This window comes from Leclercia adecarboxylata (assembly GCF_035787115.1).
Classification (GTDB): Bacteria; Pseudomonadota; Gammaproteobacteria; order Enterobacterales; family Enterobacteriaceae; genus Enterobacter; species Enterobacter adecarboxylatus_E.
In genome coordinates, this window is sequence record NZ_JALKTL010000001.1 from 569,143 (window position 1) to 587,377 (window position 18,235).

The window sequence follows — 18,235 nt, forward strand, 5'->3', positions numbered from 1 at the left end:
TTATCATTATTTTCAGACTACCCACGAAACGGCTGGTCTGTGCTTTTCAGAGCGTAGACCAGCGTTTCACTTATGCAATACGACTCAGAAACGGATCTTCATCCCGAGCGACGCGGAAATGTCCGCGTCGAGGCTGGTTTTGCCGCTGTTGTCCCAGGTTTTGCCCACCTCGGTATAGGCCTGCACATCATCTGTCACCATCCAGGTGGCCCCCACGGCCGCCTCGGTGGCGGCGAACTGCTGGTTGGCCTTCAGGGTGGTTTTGCCGTCGCTGTTGGCAGTGTTGCGGTAAGTCACCTCATCCTGGCCGTCGGTCAGCTCCTGCCAGTAGTTCACCCGCACATACGGCTTCACCTTGCCGTGGTTGGTGTCGTACTCCGCGGTGAGACGCGCGCCCAGACGGCCGATCACCGCGCTGTCGGCATGAACGCTGACGCGGGTTTTGGCCGGGTCGTTGAGCGTGACGTCGTCGAAGTCGCTCCACTGCCAGATCAGCTGGGCCTGAGGCTCAAACGCCCAGCCGGTATCGCCAAAGTACCAGGGTTTGCCCACTTCCACAGAAGCCGTAACCGAGTTGCCGTCCGGGTGGTAGGTCTCATGATCGGTCATATTTTTAAGATCGACCGAGTGATAGCCGTATTGCAGGACGTTATCGACGTAGAAACCGTCGGTGTCGGTCCAGGTGGCGTACCCCCCCAGATAAGTTGAGAAGGTGGAGTTATACGCCGCCCCGCCGCTCATGCCGGTGTTACCGTCGATGGCGCTGTCGATATCCATAAAGGTGGTATAGATGCCAGAACGCCACTTATCGTCCTGCCACAGATCGAGCCCCATCTGCATACCGTTGTACTGGCTGTGGCTGGTACTTCCTGTCGCATCATCCAGTTTCTGGTCGACGGTTTTGGTCAGGTAGCGCGCCCAGAAACGGCCCTCCTGATCCGCAGGGTTGTCCGCCCGGTAAGGGCGCTCATCGCCCTGGCGCAGGTGCAGGGTGCCCAGCACAAACAGATCGGCCTGACGGATGATGGACGGTAATGTGTCAAAGCCCGGCACGTCCGGACGATAGCCGGCGCGCAGGAACCAGTCTTCGCCCGCACCGTTGATATCCCCCGCGAACAGCTGGTACTCCCAGGCCCCCGCGGTCAGATAGTCGGAGCCGAGGGTGAACGCGTCTCGGGTGGTTTGCGCGGTGGTAACGCCGCCGTTGATGGCATCGACGACCAGAATGCCGTCGCCTTCGGTCGGTTCCCCAAGCTGGCTGACGTCGATATCCAGCAGCGTGGTGCCGCTGGCGGTGCCGCCGTCGATCACCAGATGGTCCGCCACGCCCGGGCTATTCTGCCGTGCAGCGATTTTCAGCGTACCGTCAAGCCCCACATAGTCGCCCTGCACCGTCAGGGTGGACCCGACGTTGCCGCCGCGCAGGTTGACCGTGCCCTGGTTCACCAGATCCGCCACGGTCTGGTTATGCCCGCCGGTATCAAGGGTACCCGTGCTGCTGACGATGTGGCTGGAGCCGCTGCTGAAGCGGTTGATGCCCCCGGCCAGCAGGGTGCCGTTTTCCACCAGCGTGTAGCCCGTCCATCTGTTAAGCCCGTTCAGGACGGTGGTGCCCTCGCCGCGCTGAATAAAGTCACCCGTACCGGTAATGATGCCGTTGAGATCCAGGGTGTTGGCCCGGTTCACCACCAGCGTGGCGAGGTTCACCACATTCCCCAATACGCTACCGCTGTTGCCGCCGTTCCCCAGCTGCAGGGTACCGTTACGGATAGTGGTCTCGCCCTGGAAGGTACTGTCCTGGGTGAGGGTCAGCGTACCTTCTCCCTGTTTTGACAGATTGCCGCTGCCGCCCACCGCCGTGAGCAACGAGACGCTGTTGCCGTTGGTATCGATCGCCCCGCCGTCACCGGCGAGGGTCACGGCCCGGGCAGTGTCGAACGCGGCGCCGTAGCGCAGCGTACCGCCGCTGAGGGTGATGCCGGTGCCCGCGGCGCCAAGATTTTGATCGCCGGAGACCTGTAACACCCCGTCACTGATGACGGTGCCGCCCTGCCAGGTGTTATTGCCGTTCAGCACCAGGGTGCCGAGGTCGGTTTTATTCAGCCCGCCGCTGCCAGTGATTTGTGAATTGATGGTGGCGGTATAGCCCGCGCCACGCACGGTACCATCGCCCACGCGCATCACGGTGTCGGCGGTGTTTGTGGTGATCGCCCCCTCATTAATGACATAGCCGTCAGTCATAAACTGCGCGCCGCTGATGGTCACCGCCCCCAGGCTGTTATCCACCGTGACGTTACCGGACTCACCGCCAAACACCGCGAAGGCACCATCGCTGAACGGGGTATTGAACGCCCCTTCAGGGTTGGTGCGGTCGGTGGTCCAGTTATCGTTGCCGTTGCTGTTCTGCCAGACGCCGTTGCCGCCATCGATGACATCGTTATTTTTCAGCGAACCGCCTGCGCCGCCAAATCCATCCCAGAAGCGCATGGTGTAACCGGTACGATTAACCAGGTTGACCTGACCATCAATGGAGGTCTGGACATAGAGATCGTCTGCCGCGGCTGGCGCAGTGCCGATCTCCAGAATGTTGTTGGTCAGGGTGCCGCTGTAGTCGATGACGCGATAGACGCCGACATCAAAGTTCCCGCCCGGGGTCTGGGTGATATTGAGCTTACCGTCGAGGTTCAGATCCCCGTTAACCGTCAGGAGATCGTTCAGCGCTCCGCCCGGGGTGCCGGACTGGCCGAACTGGAAATCAAGCTGGGCATTTTGCGCCAGCGTCAGGCTCCCCATCGTGAGTTCCCCCACGCTGGAAAGCGTCGCGCCCGGCGTCAGGTGGCCATCATCGGCCACGCTGACGCTGCCGCCGAGCGTCCCTGCGCCGCCGAGAGTGGCCCCGCCAGCGACGGTAGCCGCGCCGGTGGCCGCACTCTGGCTGCCGTTAATCAGCAACACGCCCTGCTCAACCGCCGTGGCACCGGTATAGCTGTTCTCCCCGGTCAGCGTCAGCGTGCCGCCGCCCGTTTTGACCAGCCCGCCGCCGCTGCCGCTGATAATGCCGCTGATGGTATCGTTCAGGCCAAGATGACCTTCCGTCAGCGTGGCGGCACCCAGGTTAACATTCCCGGCCCCGGAGAGTGACCCGATGGCGGTATTGCCTGCGGCATCCGCCAGCGTCACGTTACCGCCCGCCAGGTTGGTGATGCGCGCGCTGGCGGCCTGGGCATTGCCCGCAAAGGCCACCGTGCCGCTGTTGCTGGTCACGCTGCTGCCCGCGTCGGCGCTGCCGGAGAGCAGCATTTGGGAAGTGGCATCGACGTTGACGGTGGCCGCGCCGCCGCTGCTGGTGTCCGTCAGTTCAAGGGTACCGCCAGCCAGGTTGATGGTGCTGCTGTCCGCCGATGCCGCATCGTTAAAGGCCAGGGTAGCGTTGTTGACGTTAAAGAGATGCGCTTCTGCCGCACTGGCGTTGTTGATATTCAGGCGCGCCGCATCGGTCAGCGTGACCGTACTGTCGGCCCGGCCCAGCGCCCCGGTGGCGTTAGCGTTGACGGTCAGGGTGCCGGTACCGTTTTTACCGGTGATGGTGGTATCCCCCTGATACGTATTCGCCACGTTGAGATCCAGCACCCCATCGCCGTTGCCGGCGGAGCTGTCTCTCACCGCCAGCGGGCCATCGCCGCCAATTCCCCCCCGGGAGGTGAAGGTATTACCGTAAACATCAAACGCGCCGCCCGCCGCTCCGTCCAGGATAAACAGGCGGTCAGTGGCGTAATCCGCGCCGGTCTGGAAGGTGGCGCCGTTTTTGAGGAGCACAAAGGTACCGGCATCGCCGAGGCTTGAATCTTTTGACACCTGCAGGGTGCCGTTCCACACTTCGGTGCCGCCGCTGTACTGGTTATCGCCGTTGAGGATCAGCCGGCCAGGGTCGGTTTTCAGCAGGCGGATCGCCCCGTCGGCATCGCTGTCCTGCACCAGATCAACGTTCAGGGTGGTGTTAACATCGGCCCCAGCCGCGCCGTCGCCCACGCGAATCGCAAAGTAGCTGTCACCGTGAGTGCCGCCCACCGCGTCATAGCTATTATCAGGGGTAATCACGCCCGCGATATTGGTGGCGACCATGTGCAGCTGCGAGTCCTGATTAATCAGGTCCGGCGTCAGCAGATAGCCATCGGTCGTAAACTGCATCCCGCTGGTGATGACATCGCCAAAGGCATTGTTGATCAGCACCGTATCGGCCGCGCCCTGGAAGACTGCAAAAGCGCGCTGGGACCAGGGGGCGTTGCCGACGCCATTAGCCTGCGTCCAGTTGTTACTGGTGCCTGCAATCAAGGCGTTCCAGGAACCGAACCCGCCGTCAACAACGCCGTTGCCGGAAGTGCCATCGCCGTGGTTAGTGGCATTAAGATCGCCGTCCCAGAACTGAAGCTGGTTGGCGGGCACCACAAAATCCAGCACCAGGTTGACCTGGTTCGCGATATTGGTCTGAATGGCGTACTGGTTGGCATCGTTCGGGGGTAAGCTGCCGATGTCCATGGTGTTATTGATCAGCGTGCCGCCATAGTTAAACAGGCGATAGACCCCCGGCAGGAAGCTGCCGCCCGCGGTCAACGCGACGTTCACCACCCCATCGAGGGTAAGATCCCCCGCCACCGTCACCAGATCGTTCAACGCCCCGCCGGGGGTATAGACCTCACCCAGCTGGAACTGGCTGTCGGTGTCGCTCGCCAGGGTCAGGTCGCCGTTGATGGTCAGCAGGCCGGTGCCGTTGCCGCGGCTGTCATCCCCCGGACGCAGCACCGTGCCGGTCTCAAAGAGCACATCACCACCCAGGGTGCCGTAGCCACCGAGGGTGGCGCCGGACTGCACAGTGGTCAGCCCGGTGCCGGTCTGCACGCCGTTAATCAGCAGCGTGCCCTGTTCGACGGTGGTGGTCCCGGCATAGCTGTTATTGCCGCCCAGGCGCGTCACCCCGCTGCCCAACTGACGAAACGCCCCGCTGCCGGAGATGACGCCGTTTAACGCCACCTCATCTGAGCGGTTGACCGTTAACAGGCCGTTGTCAGTGATATTGGTGGTGGCGGACAGACGCCCGGTGGTGCCGCCGTTGCCCAGCGCCAGCTCCGAGTCCGGGCCGATCAGCGTGTTGCCGGTGTAGGTGTTTTCACCCAGTAATACCGTGTCGCCGCCGCCGATACGCTCCATGCCGCCGGAGCCGGAAATGACGCCGCTGTAGGTCTGATCCCCCGCGCCGTCAAACGAAACCAGGCTGTTGGCGCCGGAGGTGGCAATGTTGTACTGGCGAACCGTCGCCTCGCCGCTGGTCACGGCGTTATCGCCGGTGCGCAGCGTCGCCCCATTATTTACGTTAATTTGTGCCGCCCCGGAGAGCACGAGATCGTTCACCACCCGGATATCAGCAGGATCGCCCTCCAGGTTCAGCGTGCTCCAGCCGGTACCAATATTGGTACCCTGCGCCAGATCGTCCGCCGCCAGCGAGCCGATATTCGCCGCCCCGGCGCTGCTGCGGGTGTTGTTAAAGGTCAGAGTATTGTTGGTGCCCCCTTCGCTCAGCACATGGCTGACGCGGGCCAGGCTGATATCGCCAAAAGTGGCGCTGTCGTTGCCGTCGGCCCCGGTAAAGGTCACGCCGCCTGCGAATTCCCCCGCCGTAAAGCCGAACTGGTCGCCGCCGCTGCCGAGGGTGATCTCCCCCTGGGTCGTTCCAGCGTTAATGTTCATCACGTCGTTGCCGCTGCCGGTCAGAACTACCTGCCCCGTGTCGCTGGCAGCGCGCAGCGTGCCGCTGTTAACGATAGTGTTGTTGGCTGTACCGGAGGCATCAATGACCGTCGCCTCTTCGCTCTGGCTGAGAATAACGCCGGTATTGGTGATAGTGCGGCTGGCCGCGGTACCGTTCAGGGTGATAAGCGACTGCGCGTTGGTGGTGCTGGTGGAGGTAATGGTGCCGCTGTTGCTGAATGCCGCCGTGTTCTGCGCCAGGATGGTGCTGCCCGTGTCGCTGCTGGTGGTGATAACGCCGCTGTTGCTCAGGCTGCTGGCATCCGTCGCCTCAATCGCCGCGCCCGCCGTTGCCCCCATGGTGATGGCGGTGCCGGAGTTCACGTTGCCGGTGGTTCGCGCCAGGATACCGGTGCTGTCGGTCCCGTTACCGTTAATGGTGTAGCCGGTGCCGATAGTCAGATCGCCGGCGGTCTGCGACCCGTCCGCCTGCATAAACGCAAAGCCGCTGCCGCTGCCCGCCACGTTCAGGACGTTGCCAGTTCCTTCAGCCGTAAAGGTCACCGCCGTGCGAATGGCCGGACCGTCGCCGGAATTGATGATGACGTTGTTCAGGTTGATGTTACTGGCGCTGGCGTTGTTATTAATCCCCGCCCCGGTCCCTGACACATCGATAGTGGTGTTGCTGGCGTTGAAGGAGGAGGCCCCGGTGCTGTCGATACGCACCCCGTCAGCGCCGTTGCTGGCGGCGATCTGGTTACCCGTGCCGTTGACGGTGAGCGTGGCGCCATCGCCTGCCAGCTGCACTGCCGCCAGGCCGCCGTTGGCGGTAACGGTGCCGAGCTGGCTCACCGTCGCCCCTGCGCCCTGGACCCGCAGGCCGATGTTGCCGCTGCCGTCGGCCCCGGAAACCGTGATGGCGCCACTGTTATTCAGCAGCCCGGCATTCTGAATATCCACCCCGATGTTGTTGGTGCCGGCGACGCTCACAGGCGCAGTAACCGTCGCCTGGCCGTTGTCATGCAAAATAATCCCGGTGCTGCTGTTACCCAGCAGATCGATCGCCGCCCCCGCATTTAAGGTCAGATTGCCGAGATAGCCGACGTTATAGCCCACGATGCCGGTCTGTCCCGCCGCCGAGGTGATGACCGCGTCAGAGGTGACCTGGGTGATACGCGCAAGAGGATCGATGGTGGCATCAATATTGTAATTACGCCCATCCACCAGCACCGCCGTGGTGTTATTACCGGTCAGCGCGATGGCGCCGTCGGTAATGGCACCGTTGGCTCCGCCTGTGACTTTCACCCCTACCGCGTTTAACCCGGAAACCGTAATTGAAGCGTCGCCGGTAGTTAATTGGGTAGGCACATCATCGGTAATCTCGGTGTTATTCAGATCATCCACGCCGTTGGCAAAGACACCCGTGGAGCCCTGGCCGGAAACAATCAGATCGTAATTACTGCCGGTTCCGGTTTCGCCATTAAAGGTGGCCCCGTGATCGACGGCGAAGAGAATGGACTGCGTCTGGCTGTTATCGGTAATGGTGGCGTTGGTGATATTGATGCTGGAACCCTGGCCCCAGGCGTAATAGCCGATTTGCTGGGTATTCTGAAATGCCAGGGAGGCATCCGGGCCGATATCTATGGTGGCATTGCCGCGGGCATGGACGCCGATCGCCCCGGCGGATAACAGACTGATGTCGGAATTAAGCGTCACCTGTGAGGCAAAGTTGTTTAACCCCTCGGCGTAAACGGCGTAGTTGCGGTAGGTATAAGGCTGATTATCCGTGCCGCCGGTATCCCCCGCGCTCCCCACCACAATCGCACTGCTGGCGGTGGAGTTAAGAGAGGCGTTGGCGGTTTGCGCCAGAATATTCAGGGCGATGTTGTTGTCACCGTCGACAAAAATATTGCCGTTGTTGGTCACCACCCCGCCGTTGTCTTTGACGTACATGCCGTAGTTGGCGGCAGCCGAAATTTCGCCTGTCGCCGTTGGCGTCAGGGTGCCCAGCACGTTCAACTGGCCATTGTTGGTTGCGTCCTCGGTTCCCCCTTCAATCAGCATGCCCGCCGCATTACGGGTACCGCTCAGCAGCGTGATGACGCCTGTCGCGCTGTTTTCTATGTCACCCTTGCCGGTGGAGTACATCCCGGCGCTTAACGCCCCGCTACCGACCAGATTGATAGCCTCGGGCGCTGTCGCAGACAGGACAGGCGTTGCGCCAATGTAAATTTGGCCGGTGTTCGTGGCCGTCCCCGTGGCGTCGCTCAGAATCGCATAGCCCCCGGCACGCCCGTCCGGATTGCGGCTGTTACCCGTCAGGGTGATGGTGCCCGTGTTAGTCAGCGAACTGTTACCGCCAACGGCCATCCCCCACGCGGTATGCGAGGCGTTATCCGTCACCGCGACGTTGATGTAACCCTGGTTGGTCAGCGTGGCGTCCGTCAACCCGGCCATCCCCACGCTGCCGGCGTTGCTCACATTCTGGTTAACGCCATCTTTCTCAAGGAACAACCCGGCGTTAATCACCCCGGTGTTCACCGCTGTGCCGTAGCTGGCCAGCATTGCCACCGAGGTGGGGCTGCTGCCGCTGCTGCGCCAGGCGTTAATGGTGCCGTTGTTAACGATCGCCCCGCCGTTGAAGGCCTCCATTACCGCCGACGCCCCATCCACGGCCAGGCTCGCGTCGGGAGTGACGGTTCCGGTTGCGCCTGCACCATTGGCATATATCACGCGCAGATCGCCAGTACCGAGGGTGGCGTTGTTGTTGTGCGCCAGCCGATCTTCCCAGACGTTATAGGTGAGATTAATTTGGGTGCTTTGCGCCTGGCTGAGTAACCCGGTGATGATGGTGTTATAGACGGTTTGCGCCTCCACCGCCGAGTCAATCACTTCGCCATTCACTTCTGCTCCGGCCGTCAGCCAGTACTGGATTTGTGGGCTACCGGCATAGGCGCCCTGACCGGTGAGATAGTTGTTCACATCCGCAATGTCATCGGAGGAGGTAATGGTAAAGTCGCGACTTCCCACCTGCACCACCCGACCTCCGGGTAATTCAGTGTAATTCGGTAACGTCAGGGTGTAGTTATACTGGGTACTTTGCGCTCCTACGCCCTGGCTCTGCGCGCTTACTACCGCCGCAGGTCGGAAATGAATGTAGTTATCAGAGAGCCAGTTCACCGCGCTGGTGGCGGCTCTACCAGCGTCTGCGCGCGCCAGGGTTGAATTTTTGGTCAGCAGATCGAGCGTATTGGCCGCCGCCGCAATGGGCGTGGTGCCGGTGGTATCCGCCCCGACGTTGATATTCGCCGTGCCGCCATCAGCCCCCACCTCCGCGATGCCAAACGCATTCATGATCCTGACGCTGGCGGGGTCATACACCGACAGCTGCATGTTACCCACGGGGGTATCATCCGCGGAGACAAAGGTGGATGAGTCATAAATACTGATGACCTGAAAACTGCCATCCAGCCCGGGAACCTCGACGTTGAGCTCCTGATTCTGCTGCGGGTTGGCCGGGTTTGGCGAGTAGGTAAACTCACCAATATTCGCTGAGGTAATAGGCGTAACCGCGCCCTGTGAATCGGTGGCCGTGATGGTCAGGATGCGATCGCCCTCGGAGGCAACGGCCCCGGGCAACGCGCTGGTCACCGCCACGGTCCGCCCCGAGACGCCGTTACCAGACGTAACATCGGGCAGGAGCGGTATCGGCCCGAGAATATTAAGCGTAGTGCCCGGCGCATAATGATTCGGTAAAACCTGATTATCAATGCTAAATGCGATGCCGGTTTCAATAACGGTATCGAAGTTATAGGCAGGATCGGTTGAGAATAAATAACTGGGATAGACGCTCGCCCAGTTGACATCGTCTGCTGAAGCTACGCCAGATAAACCCAAAAGTATTACCGGGGCAGCCCCCGTGACCATTAAACGGCGGCGACAACGTTTTGTCCCTGTATGCGATGTTGAAAGTTCGCTGACCGCAACAAAACAGCCTGCCACATGGCTCCATACATGACGATAAATTTTATTCATAACGTACCCTGTCTAATCCAGTCGTTTGAAAACAATGGAAATACGCGGAAAAGTTAAGAAACATTCAGACAACGAATGTATTTAGGTTAGTTGAATAATTTTATTTTCACATGGCAGATAACACACAAAATTCAATAGGAAATAATAATGAAACACGCAATAAAAATGCCTGTTTTCAGGGCATCATCATTGCTGTAATCCCCGGCCTGAAGCCCGCTCTTAAACTGCCCGTTAATTGCGGGAACAGGTAAAGAGGGACCACAGGCTTTGGCTCAGGTTATTGCTGGCATAGCGCGGGATCAAAAACGCTCTTCCAGTCTTTTTGCATATCCACCACCGTCCAGCCTTTCTCTTTCGCCACGCTTAACCCCTCAACCAGTTTTCCGCTGGCGGGGGGATGGCTGTCGTAGGCATATTCGCGTTCGGCATCGGTATGGTGAACAATGAGCCCAAATGTTCTGTAATCCGGGTTGGCCGCCGTGTATTGCATCATGGCCAAATCGCCGTCGCTGTTGCCAAACGCCGCCACCGGACGTTGCCCCATAAACAGATGGATGGCGACAGGTTTGGCTGCGGCATCGTCGTTAAACGCCCCTTTCATGGTTTTGCGCAGTTGGGTGCCGTTATCGGTGAGCGAAAAGTCGCTGAGGGCGAACGAACCGACTACCTGCTCAGGCGGAATGCCGTACATTTTTTTGCTCAACACCCGCATAAAGTCGATTCCGCCGCCAGAGATAATCCAGGTTTTAAAGCCGTTCTCCCGCAGATAGTCCAGCAGCTGGCGCATCGGCTGATACCCCATGCTGTCGTAGCGGCAGCCAAAACGTTTATCGCGCTGGTTATCCACCCACCGGCTGACGCGCTGGTCGAACTCCTCGGTGGTGATATCGCTGTGCGTGGCGGCCAGCAGCTGCATCAACCCTTTCTCACCGGAAGCCGCAACCGCTTTCAGATCGTTATTCAGCACGGCGCCCAGCACCGGATCGTTCTTCCATTCCGGGTGCTGCGGCGCGAGGCGTTTAACCTCATCCACCGCAAACTGCAGCTGGAACGTCAGCGGCGCCTCAGGCCACAGGGTGCCGTCGTTATCAAACACCACGTAACGTTTGTCCGCCGGAATAAAGGTCGAACGATCCGCATTGGTCGCATTTTGTACCCACTGCACAATGGCGCTTTTTGCGGCGGTATCATTCCAGGCTGAGAGCGGATCCGCCGCCTGAGCGCCGCTCACGACGCCGAACAGCAACACACTGAGAGCTAGCTTGTTGTTCATTGTTCACCTCTTTTTTCCGGCGTCAGTCCGGGCAGGTGGACCGGTGCCCAGAAGTTGCGCCAACTGTGATAGAGATATTTCACGCTGCGCCACAGCAGACGGCGCATGAATCCGATAACGATAGCCACCAGAACCGCAACCGCGACCATAAGCCCTGTTCGCCAGCGGTCTTCATCGGTCGTTCCGCGCAGGACCGACTCGCTGCCCTCAGCCCGCGCCCGGGCGACCTGCAACCTGTCACCCGGTAATTCGGCCGTCTGCCACTGCTGATGGTCGGTATCCCACCAGCGTAACTTGACGGGTGGCAGGACAATTTCACCCGCCTGGGTCGGCAGATACCTGAGCGTCTCCACCCGCCGGGCCCCTTCGATTTGACCGCGCCCCGACTTCACCAGGGTGTTCTCCGGCGTCAGACGTTGCGTATCGGTTCCCGGGATCGCATACAAAATTTGCGGGATCTGCGCCGGGGCGATCCCGCTGGCGTTCACCGTCACGACGCGCTCGACCACATCCCCCACATGCAGCTCACCGTCATGGCTGGCGTGAAACTGGGTGATTTTCTGGGCCAGGCTTAAGCGGCTGGCAGGGAGAAAACGGTCCGGTTGTTCCACGCCCTCGGGCCACGCCACCGCGGTTTTCAGCTCCGGCAGATGCACGGTGACCGGCGCCTGGCTGGCCGAGGTGAGCGTGACGTCCGTGGCGGGCAGCAGCAGATCGCCCTGGTCCCACGCCATCACCTCTTTTTCGAGGCGCACACCGCTCCAGGTGGTGCCGCCCTGGCGCCGGGTCAACAGCTGGCTGGGTAGCGGCGTGGACGTTAACGCCCCGTTTTTAATAACAAAATCGGGCCATTCCGGGGGCGGATTAAACCAGCTGTCCGTCCAGAAGGTGACCGCGACCACTACCGGCTGGCCTGGCGCAACCTGTTCGGGCGCCACCAGCTCGCGGGTGATATCCATTGCCGCGCGGGCGGGCAATACCGCCAGCAGCAGCATAAGAAGGAGAGCTTTCATGGCGTCGGCTCCGTGTTGGCGCGATAGAGATTTTCCAGCAGGCCGGACGGCGAGACCTCGAGATTGTCAAACCACTGCTCCACCTGCGGATTGCTGCTGGCCGTGGGCTGGAGATCCTGCTGATTCACTCCCTGGCCTTTCTTCAGATCGTGTTTGATCTCGTCGGGCTTGTAGTCCTGCTCTTTGCCCTGGGCAGCCTGACGATCGCGCTCTTTCTGACGTAACTGCATAATGATAGTGGCAATAGCGGCACGGTTCTTTTGCGCCATCGCCCAGTCAGGACGCAGGCTTAAGGCCCGATCGTAGCTGACGATCGCCTGCTGCCACTGCTTTTGTCCGGCGTAGCTGTTGCCAAGCCACACAAGCGTATCGGCGGTCTGCGGCGCCTGGCGAAACGCCGACGCGGCGGCGACAAAATCCTCAGCACGGTAGTACGCAATGCCCTGCCAGAGCGGATCCTGGAAGCGTTGCGCTGCTTTGGCGTAGTCACCCTTGTTGAACGCCCGTTGTCCCTGCATATCGGGGCTTATCCAGGCATCCTGCCAGGCGGCGTGACCCTGCGGGGCATACAGCAGCGGGGTCAGAACAACCAGCGCGCAAATCAGCTGCCGCCGCCCGAACAGCAGCAACAGCAGCATCGGGATCGCCAGCAGATACCCGCTGTTTTTCCAGTGCAGATCGCCCCGGGCGTTATTCTGCGAAGCCACCGACTGCTGAAGATGGCGGGCAATGACCGGCAGATCGCTGTCATCGCGGGAGACCAGCGTCACCGGAATACCGCTGTCGCGGAGCTGACTGAAGCGCCCGACGTTCAGGCGCGTATCGGTCCCGCGCTGGGCGTAAGCTTCAGGCAGTTCCCCGCCCCGTGCCGTACCCGGCACCCAGAGCTGCAACGGCAGTTTTTGTTCTGCGAGCCAGGCTGCATCCTTTGACGAGATCGTATCGGCAATCAGCAGAATATTGCGCGGCGCGTCGGGGGCGTCCGGCATATTCTTCAGTGCCAGGGCGATGGCGTGCTGTAACCCGGAACCATCTCCCCCGGGCAACAGACCGGGATTCTGCGCATGCAGGAACAGCGAATAGAACGTGGGGTCAACGGTCAGGGGGGTGGTGAGATACGCCTGAGCGTCATACACCACCAGCCCAAAATGCGTTCCCGTTGAGCGCGACATCAGCTGCATAATTTTACTTTGCATCCGCTGGTGGCGGCTGGGGGCGAGATCCCGGGCCTCCATAGACGGATCCTGCTGCAGCACCACCATCAGATTGCTTTGCGGCGTCAGGGCGGCGGGCAGTTCCCGCTGCCAGGTGGGGCCTGCCAGCGCGATAATCCCCAGCGCGCAGAGCCACGGCAGAACCCGGGTGATGCGCTTTTTTTGCCCCAGTATGAGCGCCCTGGCAAAGGGTTTGTCCATAATCTGGTGCCAGGCGCTGCGCTGCCCGGTCGCCACAAACCACACTAGCGCGCATAAGAGCAGACCGACTAACCACCAGGGATGAATAAAGTGAAAGTCACTCATGCGGTTCTCTCCCGAATGAAACGCCCGACCGCGAGCAGGATCAGTAACCCCAGCGCCAGCAGCAGCGGCCACTGGAACAGCGGAACGTGCCACGACCAGCCAATGGATTTCACCTGCACGGGGGTCATGGCGTCGATCTCTTTCCAGACGCTGTCCAGCGCGGCGCCCGAATTAGCCGCCGTCCAGGATTGCCCCCCGGTGATCCGCGCAATATTCTGCATTAGCGGCAGATCCACTTTGTCGTCTCCGGTACTGTTAAGATCGCCAAAGGCGATGGTATGCACCTGCACGTGATGGGCGGCGGCCAGCTGTGCGGCCAGTTCAGGCGCCAGCTGTGACGCCGTATCGTTACCGTCGGTAAGCAGGATCGCCAGTTTGCTGGCCTCTGTATTTGCGCTGCCGTCGAGCAGTTTTACCCCTACCCCCAGCGCATCGCCGATGGCCGTTTGCTGGCCCACCATGCCGGGCGAGAGCTGGTTGATGCGGGTCTGCAGCGCCTGCTTATCTTCGCTGACCGGGGCAAAGGGCCAGGCCTTGCTGGCAAAAATCACCAGGCCGATGCGATCGGTCTGCCGGGCCGCCACAAATTTTCTGACCGAGGCCTGAACCGCCTGCAGGCGGGTCGCGCCCCCCTGAACGTCGTTTTTACCCATAGAACCGGAAACATCCAGAATCAGCACCACATCGCGCATCGGTTTTTGAATATGCTGCGGCGGCGTCAGGTACTCCGGGCGGCAAAGCGCCACAACCAGCAGCAGCCAGATTAGCCAGAACAAGAGGCTGGAGAGTTTACCGCTGCGGACCGGCTGGCTGTTCAGCTGCAGTTCATCGATCAGTTCAGGTAAAAACGGCACCCGGACCTGCTCTTTTACCTCACGCTCCCGGGAGAGAAAATAGCGTCCGATGAGCGGCAATAAAATCAGCAACCCGGCCCACGGCCAGGCGAAATCGATACGGCTCAGATACTCAAACATAGGGCAGATTCTCCAGCCAGTTTTTCAGCTGAAGCTGCAAACGCGCGTTGTGCCTGGCGTCGAGCTGGTTATCGGCCTGGCAATAGCGGGCACACAACTGCTGGCGTAACGCATTGTCGATGGCCACCTGTTGCAGGAGCTGTTCGGGCCTGATCGTCTGGCTGATCTCCGCGCGCGGCTGGTGCATCAGCAGGATCCGTTTGATGAGCTCAAGCCAGCCATCGACGCTGTGCGGCTGTTGCAGCGCGGCAAGCGCTTCCCGCCGCCAGGCGTTACGGCGCCAGCGGGCAAAACGAAACAGGGCCAGGAGCAGCACGAGGATAAGTACCACCGCCCCCGCCACCCACCAGCCCGGCGGCAACGGAAACCAGGAGATACTCTGCGGCAGCGGCGGAACGGCAAGTTCCGGCACGCTAAATCCTTTCTCCAGCATTCAGACTCCCTTTTGCAGCTGTTTAATCAGGTCCTGGCTGACCACAATCTGATTTACGCGAACACCGAGGCGCACCAGGCGATTTTCGAGACGCGCCAGCCGGGACGTGACGCTCTTTTCAATGTCATCCTTAAGCCGGGGTGAAAGCGAAAACGCGGCCTCGCGCCCCTGATAACGGGCGGCCAGATCGCCGTGGGGCGGAAGCCGGAGGTGCAGATCGTCCTGGGTGACAAAGGCGCTGATTTCACAGCGTCGTCTCAGGGCTGCCAGCAGGGCTTCTCCGGTGGCGTCCAGATCGTGAAAATCACTTAACACCGCCACCCATGCGCCGCCCGGGATAAGCGGAATGGCACGCTGAAGGATAGTGCTGAGCGTGACAGAGGCAGGAACCTCTTCAGGGTAGCGCGCCGGTAGCGCCTGGTTATAGCGCAGCACGTCATTCAGCACCGCGGATAAGTTGCGGGCTGGCGTGCGGCATTTTTGCAGGCTGTATTCAGTGTCGCTGAACACCAGGCTGCCGATACGGTCGCCGTCATGCCAGCTACGCCAGGCCAGCAGCCCGGCAATCCTGGCGGCGGCAACGGATTTGGTTTGTCCGCGGGTGGAAAAATACATATCCAGCCGCTGGTCAACAATCAGAAACACCGGCCGCTCGCGCTCTTCGTTGTAGAGACGGATCCAGGGGGTTCTCAGGCGCGCCGTGGCCTGCCAGTCAATCAACCGCACGTCGTCACCGGGCTGATAGCGGCGCAGGCTGTCAAAGTTCAGCCCGCGTCCCTGCTGACGGGAGACGCGCTCACCGGCCAGCGCCCCAGGGGGAATTTGACCCGGCGGGTTCGTCAGTAACCGCGCCTCCTCCGCCAGCGCCATCAGCATAGCGCGATTGACGATCAATCTGCTGTACATCAGGCCACCACAGCGTCAAGCAGCATCCGAATAATGTCGTCCGGCGAACGGTTATCGGCACTGGCCTGGTAACTCAGCATCAGTCGATGGCGCAGAACCGGCGGGGCTACGCGCTGAATATCTTCCGGCAGCACCGCGTCGCGGCCTTCAAGCCAGGCCAGGGCGCGGCCACAGCGATCCAGCGCCAGGGTGCCGCGCGGGCTGACGCCAATGCCGATATAGTCCGCCAGCGTGTCGCTGACCTTCTGGGGCTGACGGGTCATGTTCACCAGGTTCACAATGTAATTTTCAATGGTTGGGGCGACATGAACAGTGGAGATCTCCTGCCAGCAGCTGGCGATATCCTGCTGAGAGAGCATCAGGGTCTCTGGCTGAACGGCGGCAGGCTCGGCGCTTTGCGCCAGATATTTCTGCTGCTGTTCGGCCCGCACCATCTGCATCACTTTTTGCTCGTTTTCATCTGACGGGTAATCCACCAGCACTTTCATCAGAAAACGGTCGAGCTGGGCCTCCGGCAGCGGCCAGGTCCCCTCCTGATCCACCGGGTTTTGCGTCGCCAGCACCATGAACACGCCGGGTAGCGGCCAGGTTTTGCCGGCAACGGTGACGTGGCGCTCTTCCATGGCCTCCAGCAGCGCCGACTGCACGCGCGCCGAGGCACGGTTTATCTCATCCGCCAGAATGATATTGCCGAACACCGGCCCGGGACGAAAACGGAACTGATCCTCCTCGCGAGTGGCATTCTGCTGGTAAATTTCGCTGCCGGTGATGTCCGATGGCAGCAGATCCGGGGTGAACTGAATGCGGCGAAAATCGCCTTCTACATGGCGGGCCAGCTCGCGTACGGCGCGGGTTTTTGCCAGCCCCGGCAGCCCTTCCAGCAAGACGTGTCCATCACAAAGCAGCGCCACAATCAGCATTTTTACTACTGATTCCTGGCCTAACACCTGCTGATTCATGCGCTGCTCAAGCTGAAGCAGCTTTTCTCTGTTTGTCATTTACGCAATCCTGCAAAGTCACGTTTTAAAAGCGTGGCGATCCCGACCAGAATCGGCTCAGCGTAGTTGAAGAACGCCTTAATGCCCGGGCACAGGTAATTGAGCCCTGTTTCACCGTCCGGGGTGCGCACAATGCGGTTTTTCGGGCACTCCCCCCAGCACAGCCTGAGGTACGGGCACTGTTTACAGTATTCAGGGAGGGTCTCTTTTTTGCCTGAACCAAAGGCTTTCTGCCGTTCGGAAAAGGCCATATGTGCCAGCTTAGTGTCGGCGATATTGCCAATCTGGTATTCAGGGTAGACATAGTGGTCGCAGGAGTAGATATCGCCGTTTTTCTCTACCGCCAGCCCTTTGCCGCAAAACTCAGAGGCGGTACAGATTTGCGCAGGCATCCCCATGGTTTGCGCCACTGCCGTTTCGAACAGGTTTACCTGCACGCGGCCTAAATCGTTATTTACCCACTCTTCGAAGACGGTTTTTAAGAAGGTGCCCCAGTCCTCGGGATCCACCGACCAGTCGGTGACAATGGAGTCTAAATCGCCCGGTCTGGCACGACGGGTGCCGGTTACCGGGATGGTCTCATCACGCCAGAACTGAGGCGCAGTGCTCTTGAAATCGACGGGTTCTACGCAGGGGTTAAACTGAACGTAGGTTGCCCCCAGTTCGCGCGTGACGAAGCGGTACACCTCCAGCGGGAAGCATGCGTTGGTGCGGTTGACCGTCACCAGCGCATTAAAGGGCACCTGATATTTTTTCAGCGCCTCAACGCCCGTCATCACCCTGTCGAAGGTCGGTTTGCCGCTGCGCGTCACGCGGTAGCGGTCATGCAGTTCTCGTGGCCCGTCGATGGACAGCCCCACCAGAAAGCGATGTTCTTTAAGAAATTCAGCCCATTTATCGTTAATCAGCACGCCGTTAGTTTGTAGGTCGTTTTCGATGCGCTGACCGGGTTTTTGATACTGTTTCTGGAATTTGACGACTTTTTCAAAAAACTCTAGCCCCATCAGGGTGGGTTCGCCTCCCTGCCAGGAGAACACTACCTGGTCGCCATCCTGCCCATCGATGTACTGGCGAATAAAGTTCTCCAGGACCTCATCGCTCATACCGGTATGGCGATCCTGATGCAGAAGTTCTTCTTTGTGCAGATAAAAACAGTATGAGCAGTCGAGATTACAGGTCGAGCCGGTGGGTTTCGCCATGACGTGAAAGCGTCTGGTATACGCAGGCCCCTTGCCGTCATACTTTTCTGCGGACGGTAACGCTTTAACAGGCAACGTGGTGCTGTATTTCATCGCGATCCCCTGATGACCGGGTGGTTGCCCACCCGGTTTATGACGACAA

General features: G+C 60.2%; 9 protein-coding genes. All 9 read right to left on the bottom strand.

The window, feature by feature from the left end; genetic code table 11:
- Positions 1–84 precede the first annotated feature (84 nt).
- Positions 85–9,777 carry an autotransporter-associated beta strand repeat-containing protein gene (locus tag MXM41_RS02700; RefSeq protein WP_325929755.1) on the bottom strand — a complete coding sequence of 3,231 codons (9,693 nt, stop codon included), beginning with the start codon at positions 9,775–9,777 and terminating at the stop codon, positions 85–87.
- Positions 9,778–10,054: 277 nt separating this feature from the next.
- A complete protein-coding gene (locus MXM41_RS02705) occupies positions 10,055–11,050 on the bottom strand; it encodes an HAD family hydrolase (protein ID WP_325929756.1) in 996 nt (331 codons plus the stop codon).
- Complete coding sequence (locus MXM41_RS02710; protein WP_325929757.1) at positions 11,047–12,063, bottom strand: oxygen tolerance domain protein; 1,017 nt, start codon at positions 12,061–12,063, stop codon at positions 11,047–11,049. The genes MXM41_RS02705 and MXM41_RS02710 overlap by 4 nt, the downstream gene beginning before the upstream one ends.
- Positions 12,060–13,583, bottom strand: coding sequence for a tetratricopeptide repeat protein (locus MXM41_RS02715; protein ID WP_325929758.1), 1,524 nt, complete (start codon positions 13,581–13,583; stop codon positions 12,060–12,062). The genes MXM41_RS02710 and MXM41_RS02715 overlap by 4 nt, the downstream gene beginning before the upstream one ends.
- Positions 13,580–14,557, bottom strand: a complete 978-nt coding sequence (locus MXM41_RS02720) for a VWA domain-containing protein (RefSeq protein WP_325929759.1) — start codon at positions 14,555–14,557, stop codon at positions 13,580–13,582. The genes MXM41_RS02715 and MXM41_RS02720 overlap by 4 nt, the downstream gene beginning before the upstream one ends.
- Positions 14,550–14,990 carry a DUF4381 family protein gene (locus MXM41_RS02725; protein WP_325929760.1) on the bottom strand — a complete coding sequence of 147 codons (441 nt, stop codon included), beginning with the start codon at positions 14,988–14,990 and terminating at the stop codon, positions 14,550–14,552. Before MXM41_RS02725 ends, MXM41_RS02720 begins: the two co-directional genes overlap by 8 nt.
- Complete coding sequence (locus MXM41_RS02730) at positions 14,991–15,896, bottom strand: DUF58 domain-containing protein (RefSeq protein ID WP_325929762.1); 906 nt, start codon at positions 15,894–15,896, stop codon at positions 14,991–14,993.
- The gene (locus MXM41_RS02735; RefSeq protein WP_325929764.1) at positions 15,896–16,894 is read right to left on the bottom strand and encodes a MoxR family ATPase; all 999 of its coding nucleotides are present in this window, start codon (positions 16,892–16,894) and stop codon (positions 15,896–15,898) included. The genes MXM41_RS02730 and MXM41_RS02735 overlap by 1 nt, the downstream gene beginning before the upstream one ends.
- Positions 16,891–18,186: an anaerobic sulfatase maturase gene (locus MXM41_RS02740; RefSeq protein WP_325929766.1), complete on the bottom strand. Its 1,296-nt coding sequence runs from the start codon at positions 18,184–18,186 to the stop codon at positions 16,891–16,893. Before MXM41_RS02740 ends, MXM41_RS02735 begins: the two co-directional genes overlap by 4 nt.
- Positions 18,187–18,235 lie beyond the last annotated feature (49 nt).